This is a genomic window from Plantactinospora sp. WMMB334 (assembly GCF_049179095.1).
GTDB lineage: Bacteria > Actinomycetota > Actinomycetes > Mycobacteriales > Micromonosporaceae > Plantactinospora.
In genome coordinates, this window is record NZ_JBMHME010000002.1 from 7432468 (window position 1) to 7457343 (window position 24876).

Below are 24876 nucleotides of genomic sequence, written 5' to 3' on the forward strand. Positions count from 1 at the left end.
CCCGGCACTGCTCTGCCGAGCCTGTGGTCAGGTCACTGGTAGACGCGGACGTAGTCGACAAGCATCTGCGACGGGAACGGCGTGGTGGCGTCGATGGGGCCGGGGAAGTCGCCGCCGACGGCCAGGTTGAGGATCAGGTAGAACTTGTGGTCGAAGATCCACGGGCCGCGCGTGTTCTCCGCGGTCTCCTTGCTGGCGTTGAAGACCTGCCGGCCGTCCAGGAAGAACCGGATGCCCCTGCTGTCCCACTCGGCGGCCCAGACGTGGAAGTCCTGCGACAGGTCCACGGTGGCGTACTTCTGGCCGTACCCGCCGGCACCGTTGTAGGCCGGTGCGTGCAGCGTGGAGTACGCCTCGCTGGTGTTGCGGCCGAGCACCTCCATGATGTCGATCTCGCCGTTGTACGGCCACGGCCGCCCGGTGAGGAAGTCCTCGCCCATCATCCAGAACGCCGGCCACAGGCCGTTGCCCTTCGGCACCTTCACCCGGGCCTCGATCCGGCCGTACTGCACGTGGAACTTGTTGCTCGTGTTCATCCGGTGCGAGGTGTACTGCCGGCCCTGGTAGTCCTGCCGCCGGGCCTCGATCACCAGGCTGCCCTGGCCGTTCATCGACGCGTTCTCGCTGTTCGGCGTGTAGTACTGGATCTCGCCGTTCTGCGGCACGCCCGGGTCCATCGTCCACTTCGCCGCGTCCGGCCTGCTCCCCGCCGGGCCGTTGAAGTTGTCCTCGAAGACCAGCCGGGTGGCCGGGAAGGTCGGGTCGGCGGGTTCGGCGGGCGGGGCCACCGGGGCGCCGCCGGTGCCGTAGATGCTGAACTCCCACAGCGAGTAGCCGTACGGGCCGCCGCGGGCGGTGCCGTACATCCGGACGTAGCGTCCGGTGCCGGTGGCGTTGATGACGTCCTTGAGCCCGTCACCGCTGGTGGTGGAGAAGATCGAACTCCAGCTGCTGCCGTTGCTGGAGACCTGGATCTGGTATGCGGTCGCGTACGCCGGATCCCACTGCAGCACCACCTGACTGATCTGTGCCGTGGCGCCCAGGTCCACCGAGATCCAGCCCGGGTCCACCCAACCGGTGGTCGAACTGGTCGCCCAGCGGCTGGCCGGGTCGTGGTCGAACGCCTTGTCCGGACTGCACGGGTTGCAGTTGACGTCGTTCTGCCAGGACGAGGCCTGGGCCGGCTTGTTGTAGGAGAGCAGCCGGGTGCCTCCGGTGGGCGGCGGGTCCGTCGGCGGCGGGTCGGTGGGCGGCGTGCCGCCGCCGGAGAAGACCTGGAACTCCCAGAACGAGTAGCCGTAGATCTCCAGCGCCCGCTGGGTCATGTTGATCCGGACGTACCGGGCGGTGCCGGTGACCGGGATGCTCTGCTGGCCGCCGGTGCCGGTCGTGGTCGCGTACGCCTGGGTGTAGCTGCTGCCGTTGGAAGAGAACTGGATGGTGAAGGCGCGGGCGTACGCGGCCTCCCAGTTGATCGCGATCCGGCTCACCGCGGTGGCCGTGCCCAGATCGACCTGGAACCACTGGGAGGCGGAGTACGCGCTGGCCCAGCGCGTGCCGGTGTTGCCGTCCACCGCCTCGGACGGCAGGTAGGCGCCGGGCACCTCGGTGGACGAGGCGGTGGCCGGACGGCCCTGCGAGACCACCACCTCGGCGGCGCTGGCGGTCGTGGTGGTGACGACGAGATACGCGCCGAGCAGGCCGGCCAGCCCGGCGCCGAGGACGGCAACGCGCGGCCGGCCTCGTCGGAACACAGAGGATGTCATCGGACGCCTCCTCCTTGCGAGGATCGAGAAACGGGACGGGGATGTGTCGGCGCTGTTACGCGGTGTGAGAGAGCGCTCTTTCGGCACGCTCACTCTGACCCGCTGACCCATGGCTGTCAATGCCTGGTCGCGTACTTGGGGAGCGCTTCCTCGCGTGTGCGGCCACTGCACGGCCATGGCTCCCGCAGGTGAACCGCATGTTAAGGACTTAGCGCCGACGGGCCCGAAACGTTGCGTCACGGCTCGGGCCCCCGACCGGTCGGGTGGGCACGAACGCCGACGGTCGACGAGGCCATCGCGTGGGGGCGAGGCGCGGGTCCGGTGGGTGCGACGTGCGGGCCGACCGAGAGGTGCTGGAGGGTGGGTGCGGGGAAGCGCTTCTCCGGAATCAGCGCACGTTTCCGCACATGGCGAGTGTCGGCAAGCGCAGATCTTGAGAAAGCGCTTCCTGAGCGTCGATACTCCGGGAGCCCTCGTCCCCCACCGCCGGAGGATCCCGTGTATCCGTCCCCCCGCATCCGAATCCTGCTCGCCGCCGTACTCACCGCCGCCGCCACCGGCGTCGTGCTGACCGCCGGCTCCGCCGAGGCCGCCACCGTCACCGTCCAGGCGGAGTCCTACGCCGCGCAGTCCGGCGCCCGTGTCGAGCCCACCGCCGATGCCGGCGGCGGGCAGAACGTCTCCTACCTCGCCGAGGGCGACTGGATGCGGTACGACGGCGTCGAGCTGGGCGGGGCCGGCACCCTGACCGTGTCGGCGCGGGTCGCCTCCGCGGTCGGCACCGGCCGGGTGGAACTGCGCACCGGCTCGACGGCAGGACCGCTGCTCGCCCAGTTCACCATCGCGGCGACCGGCGGCTGGCAGTCCTGGACCACGCTGACCACCACCGCCGCGACCCATCCGACCGGCAGGCAGACGGTGTTCGCGGTGCTGCGCAACACCACCGGCGGCGACTTCGTCAACATCAACTGGTTCTCGTTCGGCGACGGCGCGCCGCCCACCACGGAGGTGGGTTGGGTGCCCGTCGACCAGGCCGCGTGGAACGCACAGCTGGCCGAATTCCGCGCCCTGACACCGCGGCCCGTGCCGGCCAACGCCGTACGGGTGCCGGAGTTCAACGCCACCTGCGCCTACAGCCACTCCGGTCCGGACGACCCGATCATCTTCCCGGGCCTGCCGGGCGCGTCGCACATGCACAGCTTCCTCGGCAACCACGGCACCGACGCGCACACCACCACGGGTACGCTGCTGGCCAACGCCGGGACCAGTTGCCGGCCGGCACCCGACCTCTCCGCGTACTGGATCCCCACGCTCTACGAGAACGACCGTGCGATCGAGCCGAAGGACGTGGTGGTCTACTACGGCTCCCGGCTCACGGACCCGGCGCCGACCGTGCCGTTCCCGCAGGGCTTCCGGATGATCGCCGGCGACGCCCGGCTGCAGTCACCCACCCCGGCCGGCTCGGTGAACGCGTTCTACTGCGCCGGGCCCGGCGGCGAGGTCGGGCGCAGCGCCGACGGCAACTGGCCGGTCTGCGCGCCCACCGCGACCCTCATGTTCCACCTGGTGTTCCAGGACTGCTGGGACGGCGAGCACCTGGACAGCCCGACGCACAAGGCACACGTCGCATACAGCTACGACGGCACCTGCCGGGGCGAACACCCGGTGGCCATCCCCAACCTGTCGTTCCTCATCGCCTACCCGACCAGCGGGTCCGCGGCCGGCTTCCGGCTGGCGTCCGGAATGGCCTCGTCCATGCACGGCGACGCGTTCTTCGCCTGGGACAACCGGGCGCTGGGAGAGCGGGTGAAGAACTGCCTGGTGCAGCGGGCCAAGTGCAACACGAACGGTGACTTCTGAGGCCGCAGATGACGTCGAGCTGATCCCGGCTGCCCGTCCTCCCGGGCCGGCAGCCCGACGCCGAGGGCGCGGAACAACTGCTCCGCGCCCTCGGCATGGTCAGTCCTGGCGGCAGGTCGTGTCTCTGGTCGGCATCCTGCCGTCGACCAGGTAGGACGTGGTGATGTTCAACGCGCAGGCGTTGCCGCCCAGGACGTAGACGCCGTGCCCGCTCCCGTCGACGGTCACCAGCCGGGAGCGCTTCTCGAACTTCTCGTGCAGCAGTTTCGCGTTCGCCAACGGGGTGACCGGGTCGTGCCGGTTCTGCAGGATCAGCACGTTTGCCGGTCCGTCGTCGACGATCTCGACCGGCGGTTCGGCGGGCTCGTACCTCCAGTAGGCGCAGGGAATGACGTTGGCGGTGGCCGCGCCGAACATCGGGTACCGCTTGCGGTCCACGGCGACGGCGCGCCGGTAGGTCGCCAGGTCCTCGGGCCAGTCGACGTCGTTGCAGGTGACGGCGAGGAACACCGTCAGGGCGTTGTCGGCCGGGTGCGGAGTTGCCGCCGCCGTGGCCCGCGGCGCGCTGCCGGGGTCCAGGTACGACTGCCAGAGCCGCGCCGTGTTCCCGTACTGCGTCTGGCCGTAGAGCCCGAAGAAGGTGCCGAACCGGAAGACGGCGCCGTCGGTCCCGTCGGGCGCCGGCGTCCTGTCGAGCCGCTCGGCGATGGCGAAGTAGGTCCTGCGCACCTGCTCCGGAGTCCGGCCCAGGCCGTACGCGTCGTGCCGGGCGGCCGCCCACGCCGCGAAGTCGGGGAAGGTCTGCGCGAAGCCGAGCGCGAACCGGCGCAGACCGTCGCGGTCGAGGTGGGTGTCGTCGAGGTTGCTGTCGAGCACGATTCGTTCGGTGCTCTCCGGGAACATGGAGGCGTACGCCGCGCCCAGCGCCGATCCGTAGGACGCCCCGTAGAAACTGGCCTTCTCCTCGCCGAGCGCCGCCCGGATCCGGTCCAGGTCGCGGGCCATGTTCGCCGTCGACAGGTGCCGCAGCCGCCCGTCCTTGTCGTTCTCGGCGCAGCGGGCGGCGACCTCCTCCACGATCCCGGCCTGCCTGAGCACGGCGGCGTCGTCGACCGCGTACGGCGGGACGTTGGCCCAGTAGGCGTCCGTGGCGGTGAAGCCGCAGCTCACCGACGACGAGTGTCCGACGCCCCGGGTGTCCATGCCGATCAGGTCATAGGCATCCATGACACTTGCGGGCAACCCCTTGTTGATCATGAATGCCGGTTGGTCCAGCCCGGTGCCGCCCGGCCCGCCCGGGTTGAAGATCAGCACGCCGCGCCGCTTCTCCGGTTTCGTGCTGGCGATCCGCGACACCATGATCTCGATCTGGGTGCCGTCGGGGTCGCGGTAGTCCAGCGGAACCGGCACGCGTGCGCACCGCACCTGCAGCGGCGGCGTCACCACGACGTCCTCGGGGCACGCGGCCCAGGTCAACCGGGCCGCGGACTTCCCGGCAGCGGCCGGCATCGCCGCAACCATGGCGCCGAGCAGGCCGAGCACCGCCACCAGGGCGGCGCCACGCCGTCGATACATGTTCGGTCTCCTCTCACCGTCGGTGGTGTTGAGCCGTTCGAATCCGGTGACCGGCCCTGACACTCCGCAATGACAGCAGCTGCCGCGGTCGTCGGTCAGTGGCGCCGTGTCACCACAACGATGTGACGTGGTGTCACTGAGGGCCGGTCGGGACGGGAGGCTGCCGACGGACCGCCCTCCGTGCCCACGCGGGTCGGTGGGTCGAGGGGCCTCGGCGATGGTGCCGGCCACCGGTGCGGGCGGCCGGTTGCTCGTCGTGCGAACGCCCGCCACGCCCGCCGGCGCTCGCTAAGGTCGTGGGTGTGGTTGCCGCTTCGCGCCCACCCGCGCCTGGTCACGGGCTGTGCCGGCAGGAACCGGGCCGGCTCGCCCCGGGCTCGTCGCGATGACGCGTCCCGGCCGCCGGAGGGCGAGCGGGCCCGACACCCGGAACTCGACGCCGTTGCCGGAGAACCGGGGCGCCGGAGCCTCTGCGCGGCTCGCCCCGCTCGTCGTACGGCCGGCGACGCACGACGACCTTCGAGTCACGGCCCGCAGCCATGTGGATCTCCTGCCGATCGGACTCTTCCCGTTGCTCGGCGCGCGATTCGTCCGCCGCTGGCAGCGGACCTTTCTCGACTCCCGCTACGGGGTCGGTTACGTCGTTGTCGACACGACCGCACCGGCGGACGGCATTGTCGGATTTCTGTTGGGTACCACTGACCAGGCCGCGCACATGACGGCCCTGTTGACCGACCGGCGGGCCGTGGCCTCTCTCACGCTCGCCGGGGTCGGGGCACTGATGTGCCGGCCCCGGGTAGCCACCCGGCTGTTGCGCTCGCGGGCCTGGCCGTGGGTACGCCAGCTGCGTCGTCGGCGCGCGGCGGGCACGCCGGCACGGCCGTCGGCTCCGGCTGCCCGGGTGGCGGTGATGATCGCGTTGGCAGTTCACCCGGAGTGGCGTGGAAGCGGGATCGGCGAGGCGTTGGTGGCCCGATTCGTCGAGGACGCCCGTCGTGCCGGGGCCGGGACGGCCGAGCTGGTCACCCCGACCGGGCCCGCCGGGGCAGCCAGCTTCTACGAACGCCTGGGCTGGGAGGCCGGTCCGCACCGGCGCACGCGGGACGGGGACGGTCTGCGCGGCTACCGCCTCAGCCTGCACGACACGGGCTGACCGGAACCGGACCCGCTGCGGGGCGGGTGGCGGCCGGGCACCTCGGAGCGCCGCGCTGGCGTACCGCGACTCAGGAACCGGCGACCGGGTCCCGGGCGGTCGTGACGTGCATCCGAGGCGCGACCCGACGGGGTCGGCGATGGAAACGAAAACGGTTGCCGTTATAGTCTTGCGGTACCAGGAGCCGACCGGCGCCAACTGTCCCCGAACGTCAGGTGGTCCCGCGCCGGTGCACCCCTACCCGAACGGATCCGTCACGCACCATGCGCCTCTCCACCGCCACCGCCACCGCCGTCGCCGTCGCGGTCGGCATCGCCGTCCTCGGTGCTGTCCCGGCCGCCGCCGCTGCCGGGCCGGCCCCGGTGCCGACGCCGACCGGCAGCGCGCCCGCCCGGCCCGCGCCGGTGACGTGGGGGGTGACGCCGTCGGGTCCGACCGGACCGAACGGGCGGGCGATGTTCGCGTACAAGCTCGATCCCGGTGCCGTGGTGACGGACCACGTGGCGGTGACCAACCACTCCGTGCGGCCGCTCACCCTGCGTCTCTACGCCAGCGACGCGGTCACCACACCGCAGGGCGGCTTCGACCTGCTGCCCGGGGCAGAGCGGCCGGTCGACGTGGGTTCCTGGGTGCGGCTCACCGCCGCGACGCTGACCATCCCGGCCACGTCCCGGATGGACGTGCCGTTCACCCTGACGGTGCCCGACAACGCCACCCCGGGCGACCACGCCGGTGGCATCGTGGCCTCGCTCGCTGCCACCGGCACCGACGGCCAGGGCAGCCAGGTCGCGGTCGACCACCGGGTCGGGGCGCGGATCTACCTGCGCGTCACCGGCGGACTCTCGCCTGCGCTGGCCCTGGAAGACCTTCGGGTACGCCACCACGCCTCTCGCAATCCGTTCGCCGGTGGCGAGATCGTCGCCACGGCCACCGTCCGGAACACCGGAAACGTCCGGCTCGCCGGCCAACCGACGCTGGAGGCCGCCGGGCTCTTCGGCCTGGGCGGTCGCGACGCGTCCGGCGCGGTGCTGCCGGAGATCCTGCCCGGTGACGCGATCCGGACCACCGTCCGCCTCCCCGGAGTGGCGCCGCTGTTCCGGCTCACGGCGACCACCGCCGTCGTCCCGGCGGCCGTCGACGGTCAGGTGCTCCGACCGGCGCCGGCGGTGGCGTCCCAGGCGACCACCGTCTGGGCCGTGCCGTGGACCCAACTGCTGCTCGTCGCCCTCGTCGGCGGCGCGGCGTGCGTCCTCCTGGCGGCCCGCCGCCGCAGGCGCCGCCGTGCTGCCCGGCGCCTGGAGCAGGCCGTTGCCGCCGCACGTGAGCAGGGCCGCGCCGAAGCCGCCGCGCCGGGCGAACGGTCGAGCGACCCGGGAGGCAGGAAGTCACAGCCGGACAGGCGTACGCCGGAAGGCGCGCCCGAGATGCCCGCAGCGCACCAGGGCGGCGATCCGTGACCCCCCGGGTGCGGCACAGGTACGTCGCCCTCTCAGGGCGCGGCGTGCCGGCAGGCCGCCCGCGATATCGACAGACACCAGTGGAGCAGGGCAGGGAGGATGATGAGAAGAGCACACGTGCGCGTCTCCGCGGCCGGGTTCGCCCTGACCGTACTGGGGCTGCCCGGCGTTGCCGCACCGGTGGGCGCCGCGCCGGCCGGTGTCGACACGGCGGGGGCGGATCTGGTCTCCGTCTCCGTCGTCGACGGTGACCTTTCGATGCGCGTCCGCGACGCTGCCCAGGTGGCCCGGCAAGCGGTCGGGCACGACCCGGGCGACGTGCGGCTGGGCCCGGAGGGCGGCGTGGCGGTACGGGTGCCGGACAATCCGGCGTTTGCGTTCCTCGGCGCGCCCGGCCGGGCGGTCTGGTCGCTGACCTCCGGAAACGAGGCTCCGGCCGCCTTCGACACCACGGGCGTGCGACGGGGTGTGGTCCGGGGCGACGTGGTCACGATGTCGCTGGCGGCGGTGGAGGGACCGGGCCGGTTCACCGCCTACACCGTGTCCAGGCTGGGCACGGCCCGGCAGTTGCTCGGCGCGGGCGCCGGCGAGGTATCCCTGCCGGTCGCGACCCGTACTCCGGTGGTCTGGGCGTTCGACGCGGCCGGAGACTACCGGCTGACCCTCGGCTCGTCGGCGACGTTGACGACGGGCGAGACGGTGACCGCCGAGGCGACATACCAGGTCAGCGTTCCCTACCTGCGGCCGGGACCGGCGCCGCCGCCCGCCGCGGCGGCTCCGGCCGGGCCCGGCGGGCCGTTGCCGCAGACCCGGGCCAGGGCGCTTCCGGCCGCGCCGGTGCCGACGCCGTCGACGCCACGGTCGGTGGCGAACGTCGCTCCGGCCGCCAACGAGCGCAAGGTGATCTCCGACGGGCACGTCGACATGGGGCCGCAGTTGGCGGGTGGGGACTGGACGATCCGGATCAAGGACGACACGGTCACCCCGGCGGTGTGGCGGCACCTGGCCGATGTGGTTCTTCAGGTCAGGGACAACGCGAAGACGAAGGTCCCGGCCGGGGCGGACTTCCTGGGCGAGGAGGGCGACGAGGTCTGGCTGCTGCCGCAGGCGCAGCGGTCCGGCATCGTCTGGCCGGGGTGGAACACCCAGCACGAGTCGGTGGTCTCCGGGACCAGGGGGGATGTGACCTGGACTCTCGTCGGAGTCGACGGCCCGGGGCGGTTCACGCTCTTCCTCACCGGATCGTTCGGCAACGCCGAGGTGCTCTTCGACTCGGCGAAGGCGCTGCCGCAGCGGCTCGCGATCCCGCCCAACGCGCACGCGCACGGCAACTGGGCGTTCAGCGAGCCGGGCCTGTACCGGCTGCGGGTGCAGATGAGCGGCACCACCACGGACGGCAGGGCGGTCACCGACACCAGGACCCTGGCGATAGCGGTGGGCGACGACACCGATCCGGGTCCGGGCTTCGGCGGCGGTGGCTCCGGCGACGGTTCGGGGGACGGTTCCGGTGGCGACGGCAGGCTGCCGCGTACCGGCACCTCCTGGCTTCCCGCGGCGGTCTCCGGAGGTCTGCTTCTGGTGCTGTCCGGCGTGCTGCTGCGGTTCGCCGCGCGACGTCGTGGTGATTCCGGCGGCCGGACGAGGATGGAACGGTAGGAAGGGTGCGCACGCCTGCTGCCGGCCGCGGGACGCGGCTGCTGGTGCTGCCGCTGCTGGTCGGGGTGCTGACCGCCGGTTGCCGGTCGGAGGTGACGCTGAGCGCGCACGACGAGCGGCTCCAGGTCGTCGCCACCACCGGCATCCTGCGCGACCTGGCCAGCCAGGTCGGCGGGGACCGGGTACGGGTCAGCGCCCTGGTGCCGGACGGGGCCGACCCGCACAGTTACGAGCCGTCGCTGCGGGACGTCCGCAACGTCGTCTACGCCGATGTCGCGTTCAGTAACTACCTGCTGCTGGAGGAGCAGGCCGTCGTCAAGGCGCTGGACGCGAACCTGCGCGACGGCGTACCGAACGTCTCGCTGGCGGAGGGTGCGGTGAAGTACGCGGCGGAGATCATCCCGCTGGTCGAGGACGTCTCGCTGGACACCATCTGGCTCGGCATGCGGGTCCGCGGCACCGGCGAGGCGCACGGCGCCAACCGTTCCTCCGACGTGCTGCTGCGCGCCACCGCGGTGGAGGGGCCGGGTGGGCTGGTCGCCTACCTGACCGGGTCGTTCGGCGATCCGTCGTTCTACGTCGACTCCACCGACGGCTTCGACCCGGGCAACGGCTACCGGGACGACACCGCGACCCTGCCGCCGGACGCGCACACCCACATGAGCTGGGCCTTCACCGAGCCGGGCGTCTACCGGTTGACCATGCGGGCACAGCTCGCGGTCACTCCGGACTCCGCGCCGGTGCCGATGGGCGAGCAGGTCTTCACCTTCGCGGTCGGGGTGGACCCGCACTCGGTGCCGGGGATGGCGGGTGCGGCGGTGCTGGACGCCGGGCACGCGGACATCACCGTCGACCTCGACCAGGGGCGGCTGTACCTGCTCGTCGACCCGGAACCTCGCCCGGAGCAGACCCACGAGGTGCAGCAGCGGGCGTACGAGCCGGCCAGCACGGTGATCGAGGTGCCGAACAGGGCGCTGCGGGAGGTGCCCGGCGACCGCCGGTTCCGGTTTCTCGGCCGGCCCGGCACCCAGGTCCACCAGCTTCCGCAGGCGGTGCTCGGCAGGCACGTGCACGGCGAGATCGACCCGCACCTGTGGCAGAACGTCCGCAACGCCATCTCCTACGTGGAGCTGATCCGGGACACGCTGATCGGGGTGGACCCGGAGGGTGCGGCGGAGTACCGCGCCAACGCCGTGACCTACGTCGGCGAGCTCGAACGACTCGACGGCTTCGTCCGGAACACGATCGCCCGGATCCCGCCCTCGCGGCGCCACCTGGTCACCACCCACGATGCCTTCGGCTATCTCGGTCAGGCGTACGGGATCGAGATCTCGGGATTCGTCACCCCGAACCCGGCCACCGAGCCGAGCCTGGCCGACCGGCGCCGGCTCACCGAGACGATCCGCAACCTCGACATCCCCGCCGTCTTTCTCGAACCGAACCTGGCGGCCCGCTCCACCACGCTGACCGAGGTGGCCCGGGAGGAGGGGCTGCGGATCTGCCGGATCTACGGCGACACCTTCGACGACGACGTCACCACCTACCTGCAGATGATGCGGTTCAACGCCGAATCACTGCACGACTGCCTGGCCAGGACACGATGAGGGAGGAAGCAGTGACGGCAGGACGAGCGCGATCGCGCCGCTGGGCCGGTCCGCGGCGCAGCCGTGCCGGGCGGAGGCCGGACGATGGGCGGAGCGCCCGCGGGGCCGGGGCGATTCTGCGCCGCGCCGCGGTACTGGTGGCGCTGGTGGCGGTGCCGGCCCCCGCACTGGCCGAGGAGCCGACCCCCGGTCTCGACCAGTCGATCGCGGCCGACCAGCCCCTCGCGAGCGGTCGGGCGACGCTCGGCACCGGACACGTGGACATCGGCCCCCGCTACGTCGACGACGAGTGGACTCTGCTGATCCACGACGGCACCCGGGCACAGCCGGTGTGGCGCAGCCCCGACGAGACCGTGCTGCGGGTCTCCGACGCGGCGTTGCAGGCCGTGCCCGACGACCCGGCGTACGCCTTTCTCGGGGTCGACGCCGGAGCGGAGGTGCACGTGGTGCCGCAGGTCCAGAACCAGCAGGTGGTCTGGCTCGGCTGGAACACCCAGGACCCCCGGGTGATGCGGACGATCGACCGGGGTGTCACGCTGCAGCTGCTCGGCGTGCGCGGCCCGGGCACACTCACCACCTTTCTCCAGGCCGGCAACTTCGCCGCGCCGCAGGTGCTGTGGCGCTCCGCGGAGTCGGCGGCCCGGCCGATCTGGGTCGAGGTCAACACCCACACCCACGCCAACTGGGTCTTCAGCGCACCCGGCGTCTACCTGGTGACGATCCAGGTCTCCGCCGACCTGATCAGCGGCGAGCAGGTCTCCGCGAGCCGTACGCTGCGCTTCGCGGTCGGCGACGCGACCGGCGTCGACGTGGCCTTCGCGGCCACGGCGGACACCCCGGGACCCGCCGGCCGGCCACCGGCAGGCGACGGGCGAACCGAGGGCGGCGACCCGTCCGGCGGCCCCGGCACGCCGCTGCTCGCCATGCTGGTCGGGATCGCCGTCCTGATGGCGGTCGCGCTGGTCGTGGTCCTGACCCGGGGCGCCGCCGCGAAGCGACGGGCCGAACGCGACCGTACCGCACGGCCGTCGGACGGTCGGCCGTGAGAGTGCTCGACATCGACGAGCTGGACGTGGACCTCGGTGGCCGGCCGGTCCTGCGCGGCGTACGACTGCGCCTCGAACCGGGGGAACTGGTAGGGCTGCTGGGGCCCAACGGGGCCGGCAAGACCACCCTGCTCCGCGCCGTCCTGGCGCTGGTCCGCACCAGGGCCGGCCGGGTGCTGGTGGACGGGAAGCCGTCCCGGCCCGGACGCGCGGGGATCGGGTACGTCCCGCAGCGCCACGAGTTCACCTGGGACTTTCCGATCTCCGTCGAGCAGGCGGTGCTGACCGGCCGGACCGGCCGGATCGGTCTGCTCCGCCGCCCCGGTGTCGCCGACTGGCGGGCCGTCGGCGACGCGCTCGACCGGGTGCGACTCACCGGCCTGCGCCGACGCCCGGTCGGCGAGCTCTCCGGCGGGCAGCGGCAACGCGTCCTGGTGGCCAGGGCCCTCGCGCTGGCGCCGCGGATCCTGCTGCTCGACGAGCCGTTCACCGGGCTCGACATGCCGACCCAGGAACTCCTCGGTGACCTCTTCGCCGGCCTCGCCGCCGAGGGCCGGGCGGTGCTGATGACCACCCACGACCTGGTCGCCGCCATCGAGTCCTGCACCCGGCTGGTCCTGCTCAACGGCACGGTCATCGCCGACGGGCGACCCGAGGACCTCCAGGACGTGCGGGCGTGGATGCGCACCTTCGGGGTCGGCGAGACCTCCCCGCTGCTGAAACTCGTGAGGGCGGCCTAGTGTCCATCACCGACTTCATCACCGACCTGCTCAACCCAGACCTCGCCTTCCTGCCGAAGGCGCTGGCCATCGCCGTGATGTCCAGCGTCGTCTGCGGCGTCGTCGGCTGCTACGTCGTACTCCGGGGGATGGCCTTCATCGGCGACGCCGTCGCGCACGCGGTCTTCCCCGGCCTCGCGGTCGCCTTCGTCCTGCAGGGCAGCCTGGTCCTCGGCGGCGCCGTCGCCGGGGTGGCGACCGCCCTGCTGATCGCGATCTTCGCGCAGAACCGGCGGCTGAAGGAGGACTCCCTGATCGGCGTCTTCCTGGTCGCCGCCTTCGCCCTCGGCATCGTGATCATCTCGCAGGCGCCCGGGTACGCCGGCTCGCTGCAACAGTTCCTCTTCGGCTCGATCACCGGCATCCCGGACCGGGACCTCTACCTCGTCGGCGGCACCGGACTGGTCATCCTCGGCCTGGTCTTCGCGCTGCACAAGGAGTTCGTCGCCGTCTGCCTGGACCGGGAGATGGCCCGGTCCATGGGCATGTCGGTCTTCTGGCTCGACATCGTCCTCTACGTCCTCGTCACCCTCGCCGTGGTGATCTCGCTGCAGACCATCGGCAACATCCTCGTCCTGGCCCTGCTGATCACCCCCGCGGCGGCCGCCCGGCTGCTCACCGACCGGCTCGGCGTGATGATGCTGCTCGCCCCGGCGATCGGCGGCACCTCCGCGCTGGTCGGGCTCTATCTCTCGTGGAGCTACGACACCCCGGTCGGCGGCACGATCGTGCTGGTCGCCACCGCCGTCTTCCTCGCCGCCTGGCTCGTCGCACCGAGACACGGTCTGCTGACCCGCCGCCGGCGCCGTCCCGCGGCGGCGCCCTCGGCCGGCGGCGCCGACGTGGACCATGACGACATCGCCCGCGCCGGGAAGGCGTCGCCGGCCGTCCCGTAGCCGGACGACGGGGCGGACCCGATCGACGATGCGCGGCGACGCGGCGGCCGCGGCCGACGTCGAGTCTCCTCGCTGGATCTCGACGGTCGACCCGCCGGCAGCTCGGCAGCCGCGGTACGCGCACCACGGCTGCCGAGCAGGCGGTTTCCTCGGATGCCGGCGGTTCCTCAGATGGCGGTCAGGGTCAGCGTCGCGACGTACTGGCCGGCGGCGGTGTCGGTCGGCAGTTCCAGGTGCAGTCCGGCGCCGAGCCGGGCGGTGCCCCGGCCGTCGCCGGCCGGTGCGGTGCCGAGCAGACTGCTCGCGGCCAGGCCGTTTCCGGTCGTGAAGCCGGGGGCGACGGTCGGGCCGGCGGCGACACCCTGCCCCTCGGCCTGGGCCAGCACGGTGGGTGTCCAGCCGAGGTACTCTCCGCCGACCCGGGTCTGGCCGGCGGTGAAGTCACTCAGTTGCCCGGCGACGTTCCAGCCGGGTGAACCCGGCCGGGTGTCGGTCACGGTGACCGGACGCAGGTCGCCGCTGCTCTGCCACCGGTCGCCGGAGGGGGAGAGCACGGTCGGGGGCAGGTTCACCGTACGGTCGTCGGGGTCGACGCTGACCACCAACGTGCCCTGCGCCCCGACGGTCACCTTGATCGTCTGCGAGGCCGCCGGTGCACCGGTGTTCTCGACGTTCAGGGTCACCGGGGCGCTCTCGGCCACCGGTGCCTCCGCGCCGTCGCGGTAGAGGCGGACCAGGTAACGACAGTCGTCCAACTGCGCGGTGGCGGTGAACGAGTACGCCGCCGACACCTCGCTCGGTATCTCGGCGAACTCCGCCGCTCCCGGACACCTGCTGAACCAGCGGTAACGGTCCAGGTCGGTGACGGGGTCCTGGACGGCGGTCAACGTCACCGCCGCGCCCGGGGCGTACGCCGGTCGCAGGCCCTGGATGGACAGCCCGACTTCCGGGTCGGGGCCCGGCAGGTCACCGACCACGAAGCGGTACGGCACCGGGCCGGTCGAGATCGGCGTGCCGTCGGCCAGGGTGGCGTCGGCCCGGAAGGTCAGCGTGTAGCTGCCCAGGGCGCTGAAGACCCAGTTGGCGTGGGCGTGGGTGCCGATCGGCACGTCGATCGCGTCCGGCAGCCCGTCGTCGCTGCGGAACTTGACCAGGGGCTGGCCGACCGGGTCGGTCATGAAGACCGACACCCGGCCGGGCCCGGCCACGTCGACCAGGCTCAGGCTGACCTTGTTGCCCTGGAACACGCCGGAGCGCAGCGTGGTGGTGTTCCAGCCGGGCCAGAGCAGGTTCGGGTCCTGGGTCATGGGCAGCAGCCAGATCGTCGAGCCGGCCGGCCCGAGGAACGCGTACTCGGGCAGGTCCGGCACCTCGACCGCGGCCTCCGGCAGGACCTGGAAGGTGACGTCCGCCGGATCGCGGGTGACCGACGGTTCCACGGTGTCGTCGTGCACCTTCAGCACGAGCCGGCCGTCCTCGTGGTGCACGTCGACCGCGTCGGTGTGCCCGGCGGACAGCACGACCTTCTCCTGCGCGAGCGCCGGTGCGGCGCCGGGCAGAAGCAGGCCGCCGAGGCACACGACGGCGGCGCCGGCCGCGGTGGCAAGACGTCTGTGGTCAGGAGTTCTCGTCGTCATCCCTCCTCCAACTTCTTTCGTAAATGAAAACGGGTTTCAGATTCGCCGGGAAGTTAACACGGCTGTCGGGATGGTGTCGAGCGGGTGATCGGGCATGCCGGAGGGCTCGGACCGCTGGTCGCCCGCCCGGTGTTGACAGCCTACTGAAAATGGTTACCGTTTGCTCTAGTCGCCGACACCGTGCCGGCGGCGTGAGGAGGATTTGCATGCGAGCCAGGATGTCCGCGTTGACCGGGGTCACCGCGGCGATGACCGCCGGGCTGCTGGCCTGGGCCGTACCCGCCCAGGCGGATGCCGTCCGGCTGTCCGAGGGACACGTCGACGCGGTGGACGTGGCCTTCGAGGATGGCGAGTTCGAGATCTCGGTGCACGACGAGACCGTGGACCCCGACGTGGAGCGCGACCCGGCAGACGTGATCTTCGTCGCCAAGCCGGGAGCGGCGGTGACCGTGCCGGACGACCCGGCGTACGCGTTCCTCGGCGCACCGGGCACGACCGTCCACATTCTTCCCGAGGTCCAGGACGAGAACCTGCTCTGGGCCGGCCTCGCCACCGAGGAGCTGGAGTCCGGCGTCTTCGTCGGCGACAGCGTCCGGATCCGATTCACCCGGGTGAAGGGCCCGGACGGGTTCAGCCTCTTCGTCACCGACCCGGTCGGCGCGCCGCAGGTGCTGGTCGACAGCGAGGATGGCCTGCCCGACGTGGTCACCCGGCCGGTCGGCGGTCACATGCACGTCAACTGGGCGTTCGAGCGGGCCGGCACGTACCGGATCAAGGTCGACGTGACCGGCAGGCTCGCCGCGACCGGGGAGCCTGTCACCTCCGACCCGGTGTGGCTCACCTTCAAGGTCAAGAGCTGAGCCCGGACCCGAGTCGAGCAACGGAACTGGAGAAGCGATGAGACTGGTCCGCCAGACGCTCGCCCTCGTGGCGGCCGCGACCGCCGCCGTCGTCGGCCTGACCGCCACCCCGGCGGTCGCGGCCACCATCGAGACCGGCCACCTCGACGTCCTCGACGTCGACTACGTCGCCGGGGCCCTCACCCTGGACATCAGGTCGTACGGCCCCGCCGACGACGACCTGTCGCCGTCGGGTACCACCCTGCGGCTGCCGTCGAGCTCCGCCGTCGCGGTGCCGGGCGGATCCGCCTGGAACTGCCTCGGTGCCGCCGGATCCACCGTCTATGTCGCCCCGCAGGCGGAGAACGCCGGTCTGATCTGGGCGGGTTGGAACACCGAGGACGTGCCGGCGGCCCAGGGGCCGGTGCGGATGGAACTGGTCGGTGTGTCGTCGGTGCCGGCCGGCGGCCGGTTCGCCATCTACACCACCAACGCCTTCGGCGCGCCGACCTTCCGGCTCAACTCCAACAGCGCCGCCGGCTGCCCGACTCCGGTCTGGCCCGGCAACATCGGCGCCGGCACCCACGCCCACGGCAACTGGGCGTTCTCGGCGCCGGGCACCTACACCCTCTCGTTCCGGGCCACCGCGCAGGGCGGTACCGGGGTTGCCAGCCCCACCGTCAGCTACACGTTCCAGGTCGGCTGAACGCCAGCCTGGCCACCATGCCCCCGACCGCCGGCAACGGACCGGTCGGGGGCGCGGTGCTCCGACGACGGCTGGGCGAGGGCTGGACGGATCGACTGCGGTCAGGCAAGGTTAGAGTCGCGGTCAGTACATTGATCGATACTCATGGTGACGGAAGCGGTTCCGACCACAAAGGAGTCTGCATGTCCCTCGACGTACCCACCGCACTGCTGGAACGGGCCGAGGCCGGCCCGGTCGACGACGCCGAGTTCGTCGCCTGCGTGCGCGACTCGCTGCCCTACGCCTGGGCGGTCGTCAGCGAGGTCGCCGGCGACCTCGGCCGCGACGGCGGCGACTTCGCCGACCACGCGGTCCCTCCGCCGAGCGAGGCCGAGCGGGGCCAACTGCTGCGGGCGCTGGCCAGCGACGCGATCCGGGGAGCACTGGAACGCCACTTCGGGGTGAAGCTGGCCTTCCAGAACTGCCACCGGGTCGCCGCGTTCACGCCGTCCGCGGTGGACGGCGAACGCTACCGCGCCTTCGTCTCGATCCGGGGCCAACTGCTCAACCAGTCGCCCGAGCTGCGTGACTGCTGACCCGCCGCCCGTCGACGCGCGGCCGACCCGGCCGCGCGTCGACCTGTTCCTGCTCGCCGGTGAGTTTCCCGGTGCCGACCACGCGGCCACCCTCGGGCACGCCGTGGAGTACGCCGTCGCCGCCGAGGCGGCCGGCTTCGACGGCGTCTGGCTCGCCGAGCACCACTTCATCTCGTACGGCGTCTGCCCGTCGGCGACGACGCTCGCCGGTTTCCTGCTCGGCCGGACCAGCCGGCTCCGGGTCGGCACGGCGGCGGCGATCCTGCCCAACCGGCATCCGGTCGCCCTCGCCGAGGAGGCGGCGCTGCTCGACGCCGTCTCCGGCGGCCGGTTGGACCTCGGCGTGGCCCGGGGCGGCCCCTGGGTCGACCTCGAGGTCTTCGGCACCGGACTCGACCGCTACACCACCGGCTTTCCCGAATCGCTGGACCTGCTCCTCGACGCGCTCTCCGGGCGGCCGACCGTTGCCGGCAGTGGTCCGACGCACCGGTTCCGGCAGGTCGCCATGGTGCCCCGGCCGGCCCGGCCGCTGCCGGTGTGGCTGGCCGCCACCTCGCCGCCGACCGTGCACCTCGCTGCGGCCCGAGGGCTTCCGCTGCTGCTCGGCATGCAGGTCGACGACGCCGCCAAGGCGGCCACCCTCGACCGGTACGTGGCGACCGCCACGGCCAACGGTCGGGACGCGACCGGGGCGGAGCACGTCAGCGCGCACCTGGCGCACGTCGCCGACACCGTCGCCGAAGCCGAGAAGGAACTGCGTGACACGCTGCCCGGCTGGCTCGCCCGCACCCGGGAGTACGTCCGCATCGACGGCAGTCCACCCGCGCACCGCGACCTGGACGCCTACGTCGACCACCTGCTCGCGATCCACCCGGTCGGCCCGCCCGAGCACTGCGTGTCGCGGCTGACCGGCACCCTTGCCGCCACCGGCGCCCGGCGGCTGATGCTCGCCGTCGAGGCCGCCGGCCACCCCGACCGGACACTGGCGAACATCGCGCGACTCGGCACGGAGGTCCTGCCGCACCTCGCCGTCCCCGGCTACGGTCCGGGTCCGTCCGTTCCCGGCTGACGGTCCGGGTCCGTCCGTTCCCGGCTGAGACCCGGGCGGTCTGGGGCGGGTGCCGCGCCACTCCGCGGCCGTGCGTACCACTTTCGGGGCATCTCCGTCCCACGTAGCGGCAGCTTTGTGGAAATGACTACCAAGTCCGCTAAGGTGTGGCCGGAACCGTAGGAAACGTATCCATTCCCGGAGGACCGGCCGTGAAGATTGCTTTTGTCGGTAAAGGTGGCAGCGGAAAGACGACGCTCGCCGCCCTCTTCGCCCGCCACCTCGCGGCGCAGGCGCCGGCCGGCACCCCGCTGCTCGCCGTCGACGCGGACATCAACCAGCACCTGGCGGTGGCGCTCGGTGCCAGCGAGGAGGAGGCGATCCAGCTCCCCGCGCTCGGCGACCACCTGCCGGAGATCAAGGAATACCTGCGGGGGACGAACCCCCGGATCTCCTCGGCCTCGGCGATGGTCAAGACCACCCCGCCCGGACGCGGCTCCCGGCTGCTGCGCATCGCCGAGACCAACCCGATCTACCACACCCTGGTACGCGAGATCGGCGACGTCCGGCTCGCGGTGACCGGCCCGTTCACCACGGAGGACCTCGGGGTGGCCTGCTACCACTCCAAGGTCGGCGCGGTGGAACTCATCCTCAACCACCTCGTCGACGGCCCCGGCGAGTACGCGGTGGTGGACATGACCGCCGGCGCCGACTCGTTCGCCTCCGGTCTCTTCACCCGCTTCGACGCGACGTTCCTGGTCTGCGAGCCGACCCAGCGCAGCGTCGGCGTCTACCGGCAGTATGTCGGCTACGCCGCCGACTTCGGTGTCCGGGTGCACGTGGTCGGCAACAAGGTCGAGGACGCCTCCGACGTCGGGTTCCTGCGCGAACACGTCGGCGACGACCTGCTCACCTGGCTCGGCCGCTCCGGCTACGTCAAGGAGGCCGAGCGGGGCAGGCCGCGCCCGATCGACACCCTCGAACCGGCGAACCGGGCGGCGCTGGAGACGATGCGCGGTGCCGTGGACGCGGCGGAGCAGGACTGGGTCAGGTACACCCGGCAGGCGGTGCACTTCCACCTGCGCAACGCCGACGCCTGGGCCAACGACCGGACCGGCGAGGACCTCGCGGCACAGGTCGACCCGGACTTCGTCCTCGGCCCCGAGGCGCTGCCGGGCCCCGAGGCGCTGCTCGGCCCCGAGGCGCTGCGCCCCGGGCTGCTCCAGCAGGCCTGACGTCGGCCGGGGCGGGCGGCCGGGGCGGGCACCGGCCGCCCGCCCACGGGCCGGTACTCGGGGTGGATGCCGGGCCTCATGCGGGGTCTCCTGCGGTGTCGACCGGGTCCCGGTCGGCCGCTCCGAGGTCGGGGAGCGGGAAGCAGTCGGCGAACGGGTCGGGGTAGCCGCGCCAGGTCTCCTCGCCGTCGGCGAGTTCGGCGTCGGTGAGCAGGCAACGGGTGAGGGTGCGGCGCAGATCGGTCGGATCGAGGTCGAGGCCGATGAAGACCAGGTGCTGGTGGCGGTCCCCGTAGTAGGGATCCCAGTCGAGGGCGGCGGCGAGCCGTCGGTGGACCGGCACCTCGTCCCAGTGACGCTCCGGAAGCGCGGCCAGCCATCGGCCGAGGCAGCCGAGGTGGAGGCCGCCGCCGACGAAGTCCCAGGCGATGACGGTGTCGGGTTGGCTGGCGAGCCAGAGGTGGCCACGGGAGCGGATCATCTCGGCGCCGAGATCCTCGAGCACGTCGTGCAGCCGTCCCGGGTGGAACGGGCGGCGGGCCCGGAAGACCACCGAGACCACGCCGCAGTCCGGGTCCGGCTCGTGTACGCCGAGCAGATATCCCTGCAGGCCGCGCGCCAGTACGCCCGGCGTCTCCGGCCGATGGCGCCGGCTGCCGCACAGTTGGCGGCCCAGCGCCTGTGCGTCGACGGTGTCGCCGTCGACGCGTACCTGCGCCGCCCAGGGCACCATCCGTCCCAGCAGCACGGAGAGGCGGTCGGTGTCGTACGCCCCGTCCCGCGACTCTCCCCAGAGGACGACGGTGTCGGCGTACTCGAGTTGGCGGACGACGACGTCGGCGAGTCCCCGGTTGTCGTCGTCGGCCGCGTGGATGTCGAGGGCCCTGAGATCCTCGGTGCAGGCCAACCCGTCGAGCAGGTGTTCGGCGTCGGCCACGGTGACATAGGAGTCGACCCGCAGCAGATCGGTGATCGGTGCGCCGTCGACGAGGCAGCGCGCGCAGGCGGCGGCGACGGCCTGCGGCTCGACGACCTCGGGCAGCATCAGCACCAGGTCCCGGCCGGGGCGGGTGCGGACGAGGCGGGCCAGGGTCGGTAGCACGTCCTCGCGGAGGGTGCGGGAGACACAGCCGTGGCTGAGGGCGATTCGCACGTCCTCCAGCACGCCCGCGCCGTCCCGGACCACCCGGCGCACCGCGCCGTCGCGTACCCGCGAGACGTCGTGCCGCACCAGCAGCAGCGACGGGTCCGCCGTGAGCAGGGCACGGGCGACCGCGTACGTCGCGGCGGGCCAGAAGCCGCTGAGCACGGTCAGCGACGGGCGGGTGCCGGCTGCCGGGGTGGTGGTGTCGGTGGGTGCGTGTGGTGACGTCGGCATCGGCATTCCGGTCCTCACGAACTAATGGAAACGATTCCCATTATAATATTCTCCCGGGTGGCCCCCGGCCAGGGGCACTCCGCCGGCACCGTCAATCGCGGCTGGTCCTGCGCAGGTCGCCCCGAGCGTCCGTCGGCACGTCGACTTCCGCGAGGAACGCTGACATCCGGTCGGGTCCGCCTCCGGGACGTTCCTCCGCCTAGGATGGGTGGCCAGTCCGGCCTCCGGAGAGGACACCTGACCGTGCCAGACAGGGTGACCGATCGAGGCCCCTCGACCGAGGAGGTCGCATCGGGACCTCCCCCGGCTGATCCGCCGGTCGCCGAGCCGGCGACCGGTGCCGGGGCGTCCCCCGACGAGGACCACGCCGGGGCCCGGGGGTGGCGCGTCGGCTCGGTCGAGGCGCTCGTCCTGCTCTTCCTGCTGCTGATCGTCTTCCAGGGGCCGATCGGGTCGATCGTCTCGACGCCACGGCTGCAGACCTGGACGACGGTCTTCGTCTCGGTGCTGGTCCAGTCGGTGCCGTTCCTGGTCTTCGGCGTGCTGCTCTCCGCCGCGATCGCCGTCTTCGTACCACGGTCGTTCTGGGCGCGGGCGCTTCCCCGGCACCCGGCGCTCGCGGTGCCGGTGGCGGGCGCCGCCGGCGTGGTCCTGCCCGGGTGCGAGTGCGGGGCGGTGCCGATCGCCGGCTCGCTGATCCGGCGCGGGGTGACGCCGGCCGCCGCGCTGGCGTTCCTGCTCGCCGCGCCGGCGATCAACCCGGTGGTGCTCGCCGCCACCGCGGTCGCCTTCCCGGAAAACCCCGAGATGGTGGTCGGCCGCGCGGTGGCCAGCCTGGTCGTCGCGGTGGCCATGGGCTGGCTCTGGCTGCGACTCGGCCGCGCGGACTGGATCAGGCTGCCCCGCCGGCCCGAGCTGGACGACCTCTCCCGGTGGCGGGCCTTCTGGGCGGCGGTGCGGCACGACGTGGTGCACGCCGGTGGCTTCCTGGTGCTGGGCGCGATGGCCGCGGCCTGCATCAACGTGCTGGTGCCGGAGCGGTGGCTACAGACGCTGGCCGACAACCCGGTGCTCTCGGTGCTGGCGCTCGCCCTGCTGGCGGTGCTCCTGTCGATCTGCTCGGAGGCGGACGCGTTCGTGGCCGCGTCGCTGTCGCAGTTCTCGCTCTCCGCCCGACTGGCATTCCTGGTGGTCGGTCCGATGGTCGACCTCAAGCTGGTTTCCATGCAGACCGGAGTCTTCGGCAGCCGGTTCGCGGTGCGGTTCGCTCCGGCCACGTTCGTCGTCGCCGTACTCTCGGCGACCGGGGTGGGGATGGTGCTGCTGTGACGGGCTGCCGGCCGCCGGGGGCGGGACGTGTCGTGACCGGTCGTCCCGTCGGGGCTCCGAGATGAACCGGCAGGCGCAGGCGGTGGTCCTGCTGCTGCTCGGCGGCTCGGTGCTCAAGGCCAGCGTCACCGACGTCTACCTCCGGTACGTCCGGGAGGGGTTGCGCCCGTTCCTGATCGCCGCCGCCGCCCTGCTGGTGGCCGCGGCGGTGATGACGCTCTGGTACGAGCTGCGGCGGCCCGCCGACCACCGCCACGACCACGACCGGTCGGAGGACGACGACGGGCACGGAGAGCACGGGGCGCGGATCGGGTGGCTGCTCATTCTGCCGGCGGTCGGGCTGCTGCTCATCGCCCCACCGGCGCTGGGCTCGTACGCGGTCAACCAGGCCGGCACCGCGTTGACCGGTGACGAGACCGACCACTATCCACCGCTGCCGCCGGGAGACCCGGTGCCGCTCAGCATGCTGGACTACGCCGGGCGGGCCATCATCGACGACGGTTACACCCTCGGTGACCGGCGGGTGCGGATCGTCGCCTTCACCGCTCCCGGAGCCGACGGAGCACCGATCCTCGCCCGCATGGTGCTCTCCTGTTGCGCCGCCGACGGTCGCCCGATCAAGGTGGGCATGGCCGGTGACGTCCCGACCGGGCTGCCGCCGGACACCTGGCTGGAGGTGGTCGGCCGGTACACCACCCAACGGGGCACGGACCCGGTGAGCGATGTCGACATCCCTTACGTCCGGATCGAGTCGTGGCAGCGGATCCCGCCGCCGAAGCAGCCGTACGAGTGACTCCCGCACCTGAGGCGTGGCGGGACCGCTGCCCAAGGTCGTAGCGGGACCTTGGTGACACCGCTCGGGCTGGCGTCTCCACCGATCGGCATCGCGAGGTGAGGCCGGCGCGGGTCGGCGTCAGGGAGGTCCGAGCATGACCACGCGCCGCCGCCCCATCGGCCGGGTACGCGAAACGGGGGTGGCACCGAACGGCGCCACCCCCGTCGCAGGCGCTGCTACCTGGCCGTACAGCTCAGGGTCGGCGCGGTGTTCGTGCCGTTCCAGGCACCGTTGAATCCGAAACTGGTAGAGGCGTTGGCGCTCAGGGAGCCGTTGTGACCGGCATTCGTGGCGGTCACCGATGAACCGCTCGAGGTTATCGACGCGTTCCACGAGTTGGTGATGCTCTGGCCGTTGGGCCAGGTCCAGCTCACCGTCCAGCCGCTGATGGCGGAGTTGCCGGCCCGGACCGTGACCTGGGCGCCGAAGCCGCCCGACCACTCGTTCGTCTTCGCGTACGTCGCGGTGCAGCCACCGTTGCCGGCGGGCGGCGGGGTGGTCGGCGGCGGGTTCGTGGGCGGCGGGTTGGTCGGCGGCGGGTTCGTCGGCGGCGGGTTGGTGCCGCCGCCGAAGGTCACGTCACTGCAGATGTAGTACGGCTGGTCGAGGTGGCTCGCCTGCCAGATCGTGTAGATCACGTGCCGGCCGGTGCGGTTGCCCGCGTTGACCTGGGCCTCGTAGAGGCCGGTGGTCGGGTAGCTGCCGGTGCGCAGCACCAGGTCGAGGCTGCCCCAGGTGAGCGGCTGCCGGGTCGGGTCGAAGCCCTGCTTGGTGATGTAGATCAGCATGTAGTCGGCGCCGTGCCGGGCGCCGTCGGTGAGCGTCAGCGTGAAGTTGTTCGGCATCGGCTTGGCGACCCAGGCGCCGACCGCGTCGAGCGACGCGTAGAGCCCGCCCTGGGTACGGCCGCCGCTGCAGAGCTGCCCGTCCGGGATGACGGCCTGGTGGTTGCCACCGACGTTCTCCCGGAACAGGCCGTTCCAGTTCCACATCGTGTTCGGGTTGGCCTGCCAGGCCTGGGCGCACATCGGGTCGGTCTGCGCCATGTTGGGGTTGAGGTGGTCGTCACCCCAGCGCTCCCAGCAACCGTAGTTCCGCGACGGCGGGTTGGTGACGGATCCGTGTGCCGAGGCCGGGCCGGCGTGGTTGACGACGACCATCGTGAACCCGGCGGCGAGGAGGGCGACCGCACCGAGTACCAGGCGGCGGGCTCTTCGTGAGACTTTCATCAATGCTCCAGCGTTTCCGTCGGCGCCTGTCGCTCGACGGGATGCCCGGACCCGCAAGGAGACATGCGCCGATCATCTTCAAGGACCCCGGAGTCGCGGGCGACAGGCGCGCGCCCTGCGCCGGGTAACTGGCTCCCGCGGCGATGCTACTAGATATATTTAGGTATGTGAATCTTGTTGTCCGGAGGCTGCGGCGGCCCCGCCGCACCGCGAAGGCCCTCCGGCGGACCCGGAGTCCGTGGGAGGGTCCGCCGGAGGGCCTCGGAATCCGAT

At 72.2% G+C, this 24876-nt stretch carries 20 protein-coding genes; 15 read left to right on the forward strand and 5 right to left on the reverse strand.

Features of this window, described 5'->3' with window-relative positions; genetic code table 11:
- Positions 1-32: 32 nt before the first annotated feature.
- Positions 33-1766: a discoidin domain-containing protein gene (locus ACN27G_RS32260; protein ID WP_421496439.1), complete on the reverse strand. Its 1734-nt coding sequence runs from the start codon at positions 1764-1766 to the stop codon at positions 33-35.
- A 498-nt stretch (positions 1767-2264) separates the two neighbouring features.
- Between ACN27G_RS32260 and ACN27G_RS32265 the strand changes: the two genes are divergently transcribed.
- Positions 2265-3626, forward strand: a complete 1362-nt coding sequence (locus ACN27G_RS32265; protein WP_421496440.1) for a DUF1996 domain-containing protein — start codon at positions 2265-2267, stop codon at positions 3624-3626.
- Between the two features lie 99 nt (positions 3627-3725).
- On the opposite strand, the gene ACN27G_RS32270 is transcribed toward ACN27G_RS32265, so the two are convergent.
- Positions 3726-5201, reverse strand: a complete 1476-nt coding sequence (locus tag ACN27G_RS32270; RefSeq protein WP_421496441.1) for an alpha/beta hydrolase — start codon at positions 5199-5201, stop codon at positions 3726-3728.
- A 385-nt stretch (positions 5202-5586) separates the two neighbouring features.
- On the opposite strand from ACN27G_RS32270, the gene ACN27G_RS32275 reads away from it, so the two are divergent.
- The 7 genes from ACN27G_RS32275 (at position 5587) to ACN27G_RS32305 (ending at position 13792) form a co-directional block, all read left to right on the forward strand.
- Positions 5587-6354 carry a GNAT family N-acetyltransferase gene (locus ACN27G_RS32275; protein ID WP_421496442.1) on the forward strand — a complete coding sequence of 256 codons (768 nt, stop codon included), beginning with the start codon at positions 5587-5589 and terminating at the stop codon, positions 6352-6354.
- Positions 6355-6617: 263 nt separating this feature from the next.
- On the forward strand, positions 6618-7811 hold the full coding sequence (locus ACN27G_RS32280; protein ID WP_421496443.1) for a WxL protein peptidoglycan domain-containing protein: 1194 nt from the start codon (positions 6618-6620) through the stop codon (positions 7809-7811).
- Positions 7812-7913: 102 nt separating this feature from the next.
- A complete protein-coding gene (locus ACN27G_RS32285; protein WP_421496444.1) occupies positions 7914-9467 on the forward strand; it encodes a TIGR03773 family transporter-associated surface protein in 1554 nt (517 codons plus the stop codon).
- Between the two features lie 5 nt (positions 9468-9472).
- Entirely contained in the window at positions 9473-11071 is a 1599-nt protein-coding gene (locus ACN27G_RS32290; RefSeq protein ID WP_421496445.1) for an anchored repeat ABC transporter, substrate-binding protein, read from the forward strand.
- Positions 11068-12117, forward strand: coding sequence for a choice-of-anchor M domain-containing protein (locus tag ACN27G_RS32295; protein WP_421496446.1), 1050 nt, complete (start codon positions 11068-11070; stop codon positions 12115-12117). The genes ACN27G_RS32290 and ACN27G_RS32295 overlap by 4 nt, the downstream gene beginning before the upstream one ends.
- A gap of 26 nt (positions 12118-12143) precedes the next feature.
- Entirely contained in the window at positions 12144-12857 is a 714-nt protein-coding gene (locus ACN27G_RS32300) for an anchored repeat-type ABC transporter ATP-binding subunit (RefSeq protein ID WP_421497540.1), read from the forward strand.
- Positions 12857-13792: an anchored repeat-type ABC transporter permease subunit gene (locus ACN27G_RS32305; protein WP_421496447.1), complete on the forward strand. Its 936-nt coding sequence runs from the start codon at positions 12857-12859 to the stop codon at positions 13790-13792. Before ACN27G_RS32300 ends, ACN27G_RS32305 begins: the two co-directional genes overlap by 1 nt.
- Before the next feature lie 167 nt (positions 13793-13959).
- Here ACN27G_RS32305 and ACN27G_RS32310 read toward each other — a convergent pair whose 3' ends face one another.
- On the reverse strand, positions 13960-15429 hold the full coding sequence (locus ACN27G_RS32310) for a choice-of-anchor M domain-containing protein (protein WP_421496448.1): 1470 nt from the start codon (positions 15427-15429) through the stop codon (positions 13960-13962).
- Positions 15430-15635: 206 nt separating this feature from the next.
- Here ACN27G_RS32310 and ACN27G_RS32315 point away from each other — a divergent pair, with 206 nt between their 5' ends.
- From ACN27G_RS32315 to ACN27G_RS32335, 5 genes are all read left to right on the forward strand, one after another.
- Entirely contained in the window at positions 15636-16289 is a 654-nt protein-coding gene (locus ACN27G_RS32315) for a choice-of-anchor M domain-containing protein (protein ID WP_421496449.1), read from the forward strand.
- Between the two features lie 37 nt (positions 16290-16326).
- Complete coding sequence (locus tag ACN27G_RS32320; RefSeq protein WP_421496450.1) at positions 16327-16974, forward strand: choice-of-anchor M domain-containing protein; 648 nt, start codon at positions 16327-16329, stop codon at positions 16972-16974.
- 182 nt (positions 16975-17156) lie between these two features.
- Positions 17157-17549, forward strand: coding sequence for an SCO5389 family protein (locus tag ACN27G_RS32325; RefSeq protein WP_421496451.1), 393 nt, complete (start codon positions 17157-17159; stop codon positions 17547-17549).
- Positions 17539-18618, forward strand: a complete 1080-nt coding sequence (locus ACN27G_RS32330) for an LLM class flavin-dependent oxidoreductase (RefSeq protein ID WP_421496452.1) — start codon at positions 17539-17541, stop codon at positions 18616-18618. Before ACN27G_RS32325 ends, ACN27G_RS32330 begins: the two co-directional genes overlap by 11 nt.
- A 191-nt stretch (positions 18619-18809) precedes the next feature.
- Positions 18810-19832, forward strand: a complete 1023-nt coding sequence (locus ACN27G_RS32335) for an ATP-binding protein (RefSeq protein ID WP_421496453.1) — start codon at positions 18810-18812, stop codon at positions 19830-19832.
- A gap of 76 nt (positions 19833-19908) precedes the next feature.
- On the opposite strand, the gene ACN27G_RS32340 is transcribed toward ACN27G_RS32335, so the two are convergent.
- Positions 19909-21210, reverse strand: coding sequence for a CobW family GTP-binding protein (locus tag ACN27G_RS32340; RefSeq protein WP_421496454.1), 1302 nt, complete (start codon positions 21208-21210; stop codon positions 19909-19911).
- Between the two features lie 243 nt (positions 21211-21453).
- Here ACN27G_RS32340 and ACN27G_RS32345 point away from each other — a divergent pair, with 243 nt between their 5' ends.
- Entirely contained in the window at positions 21454-22539 is a 1086-nt protein-coding gene (locus tag ACN27G_RS32345; RefSeq protein ID WP_421496455.1) for a permease, read from the forward strand.
- A gap of 61 nt (positions 22540-22600) precedes the next feature.
- Positions 22601-23332, forward strand: coding sequence for a TIGR03943 family putative permease subunit (locus ACN27G_RS32350; protein ID WP_421496456.1), 732 nt, complete (start codon positions 22601-22603; stop codon positions 23330-23332).
- Positions 23333-23550: 218 nt separating this feature from the next.
- Here the strand turns inward: ACN27G_RS32350 and ACN27G_RS32355 are convergent, their stop codons facing one another.
- Positions 23551-24603: a lytic polysaccharide monooxygenase auxiliary activity family 9 protein gene (locus ACN27G_RS32355; protein WP_421496457.1), complete on the reverse strand. Its 1053-nt coding sequence runs from the start codon at positions 24601-24603 to the stop codon at positions 23551-23553.
- Positions 24604-24876 lie beyond the last annotated feature (273 nt).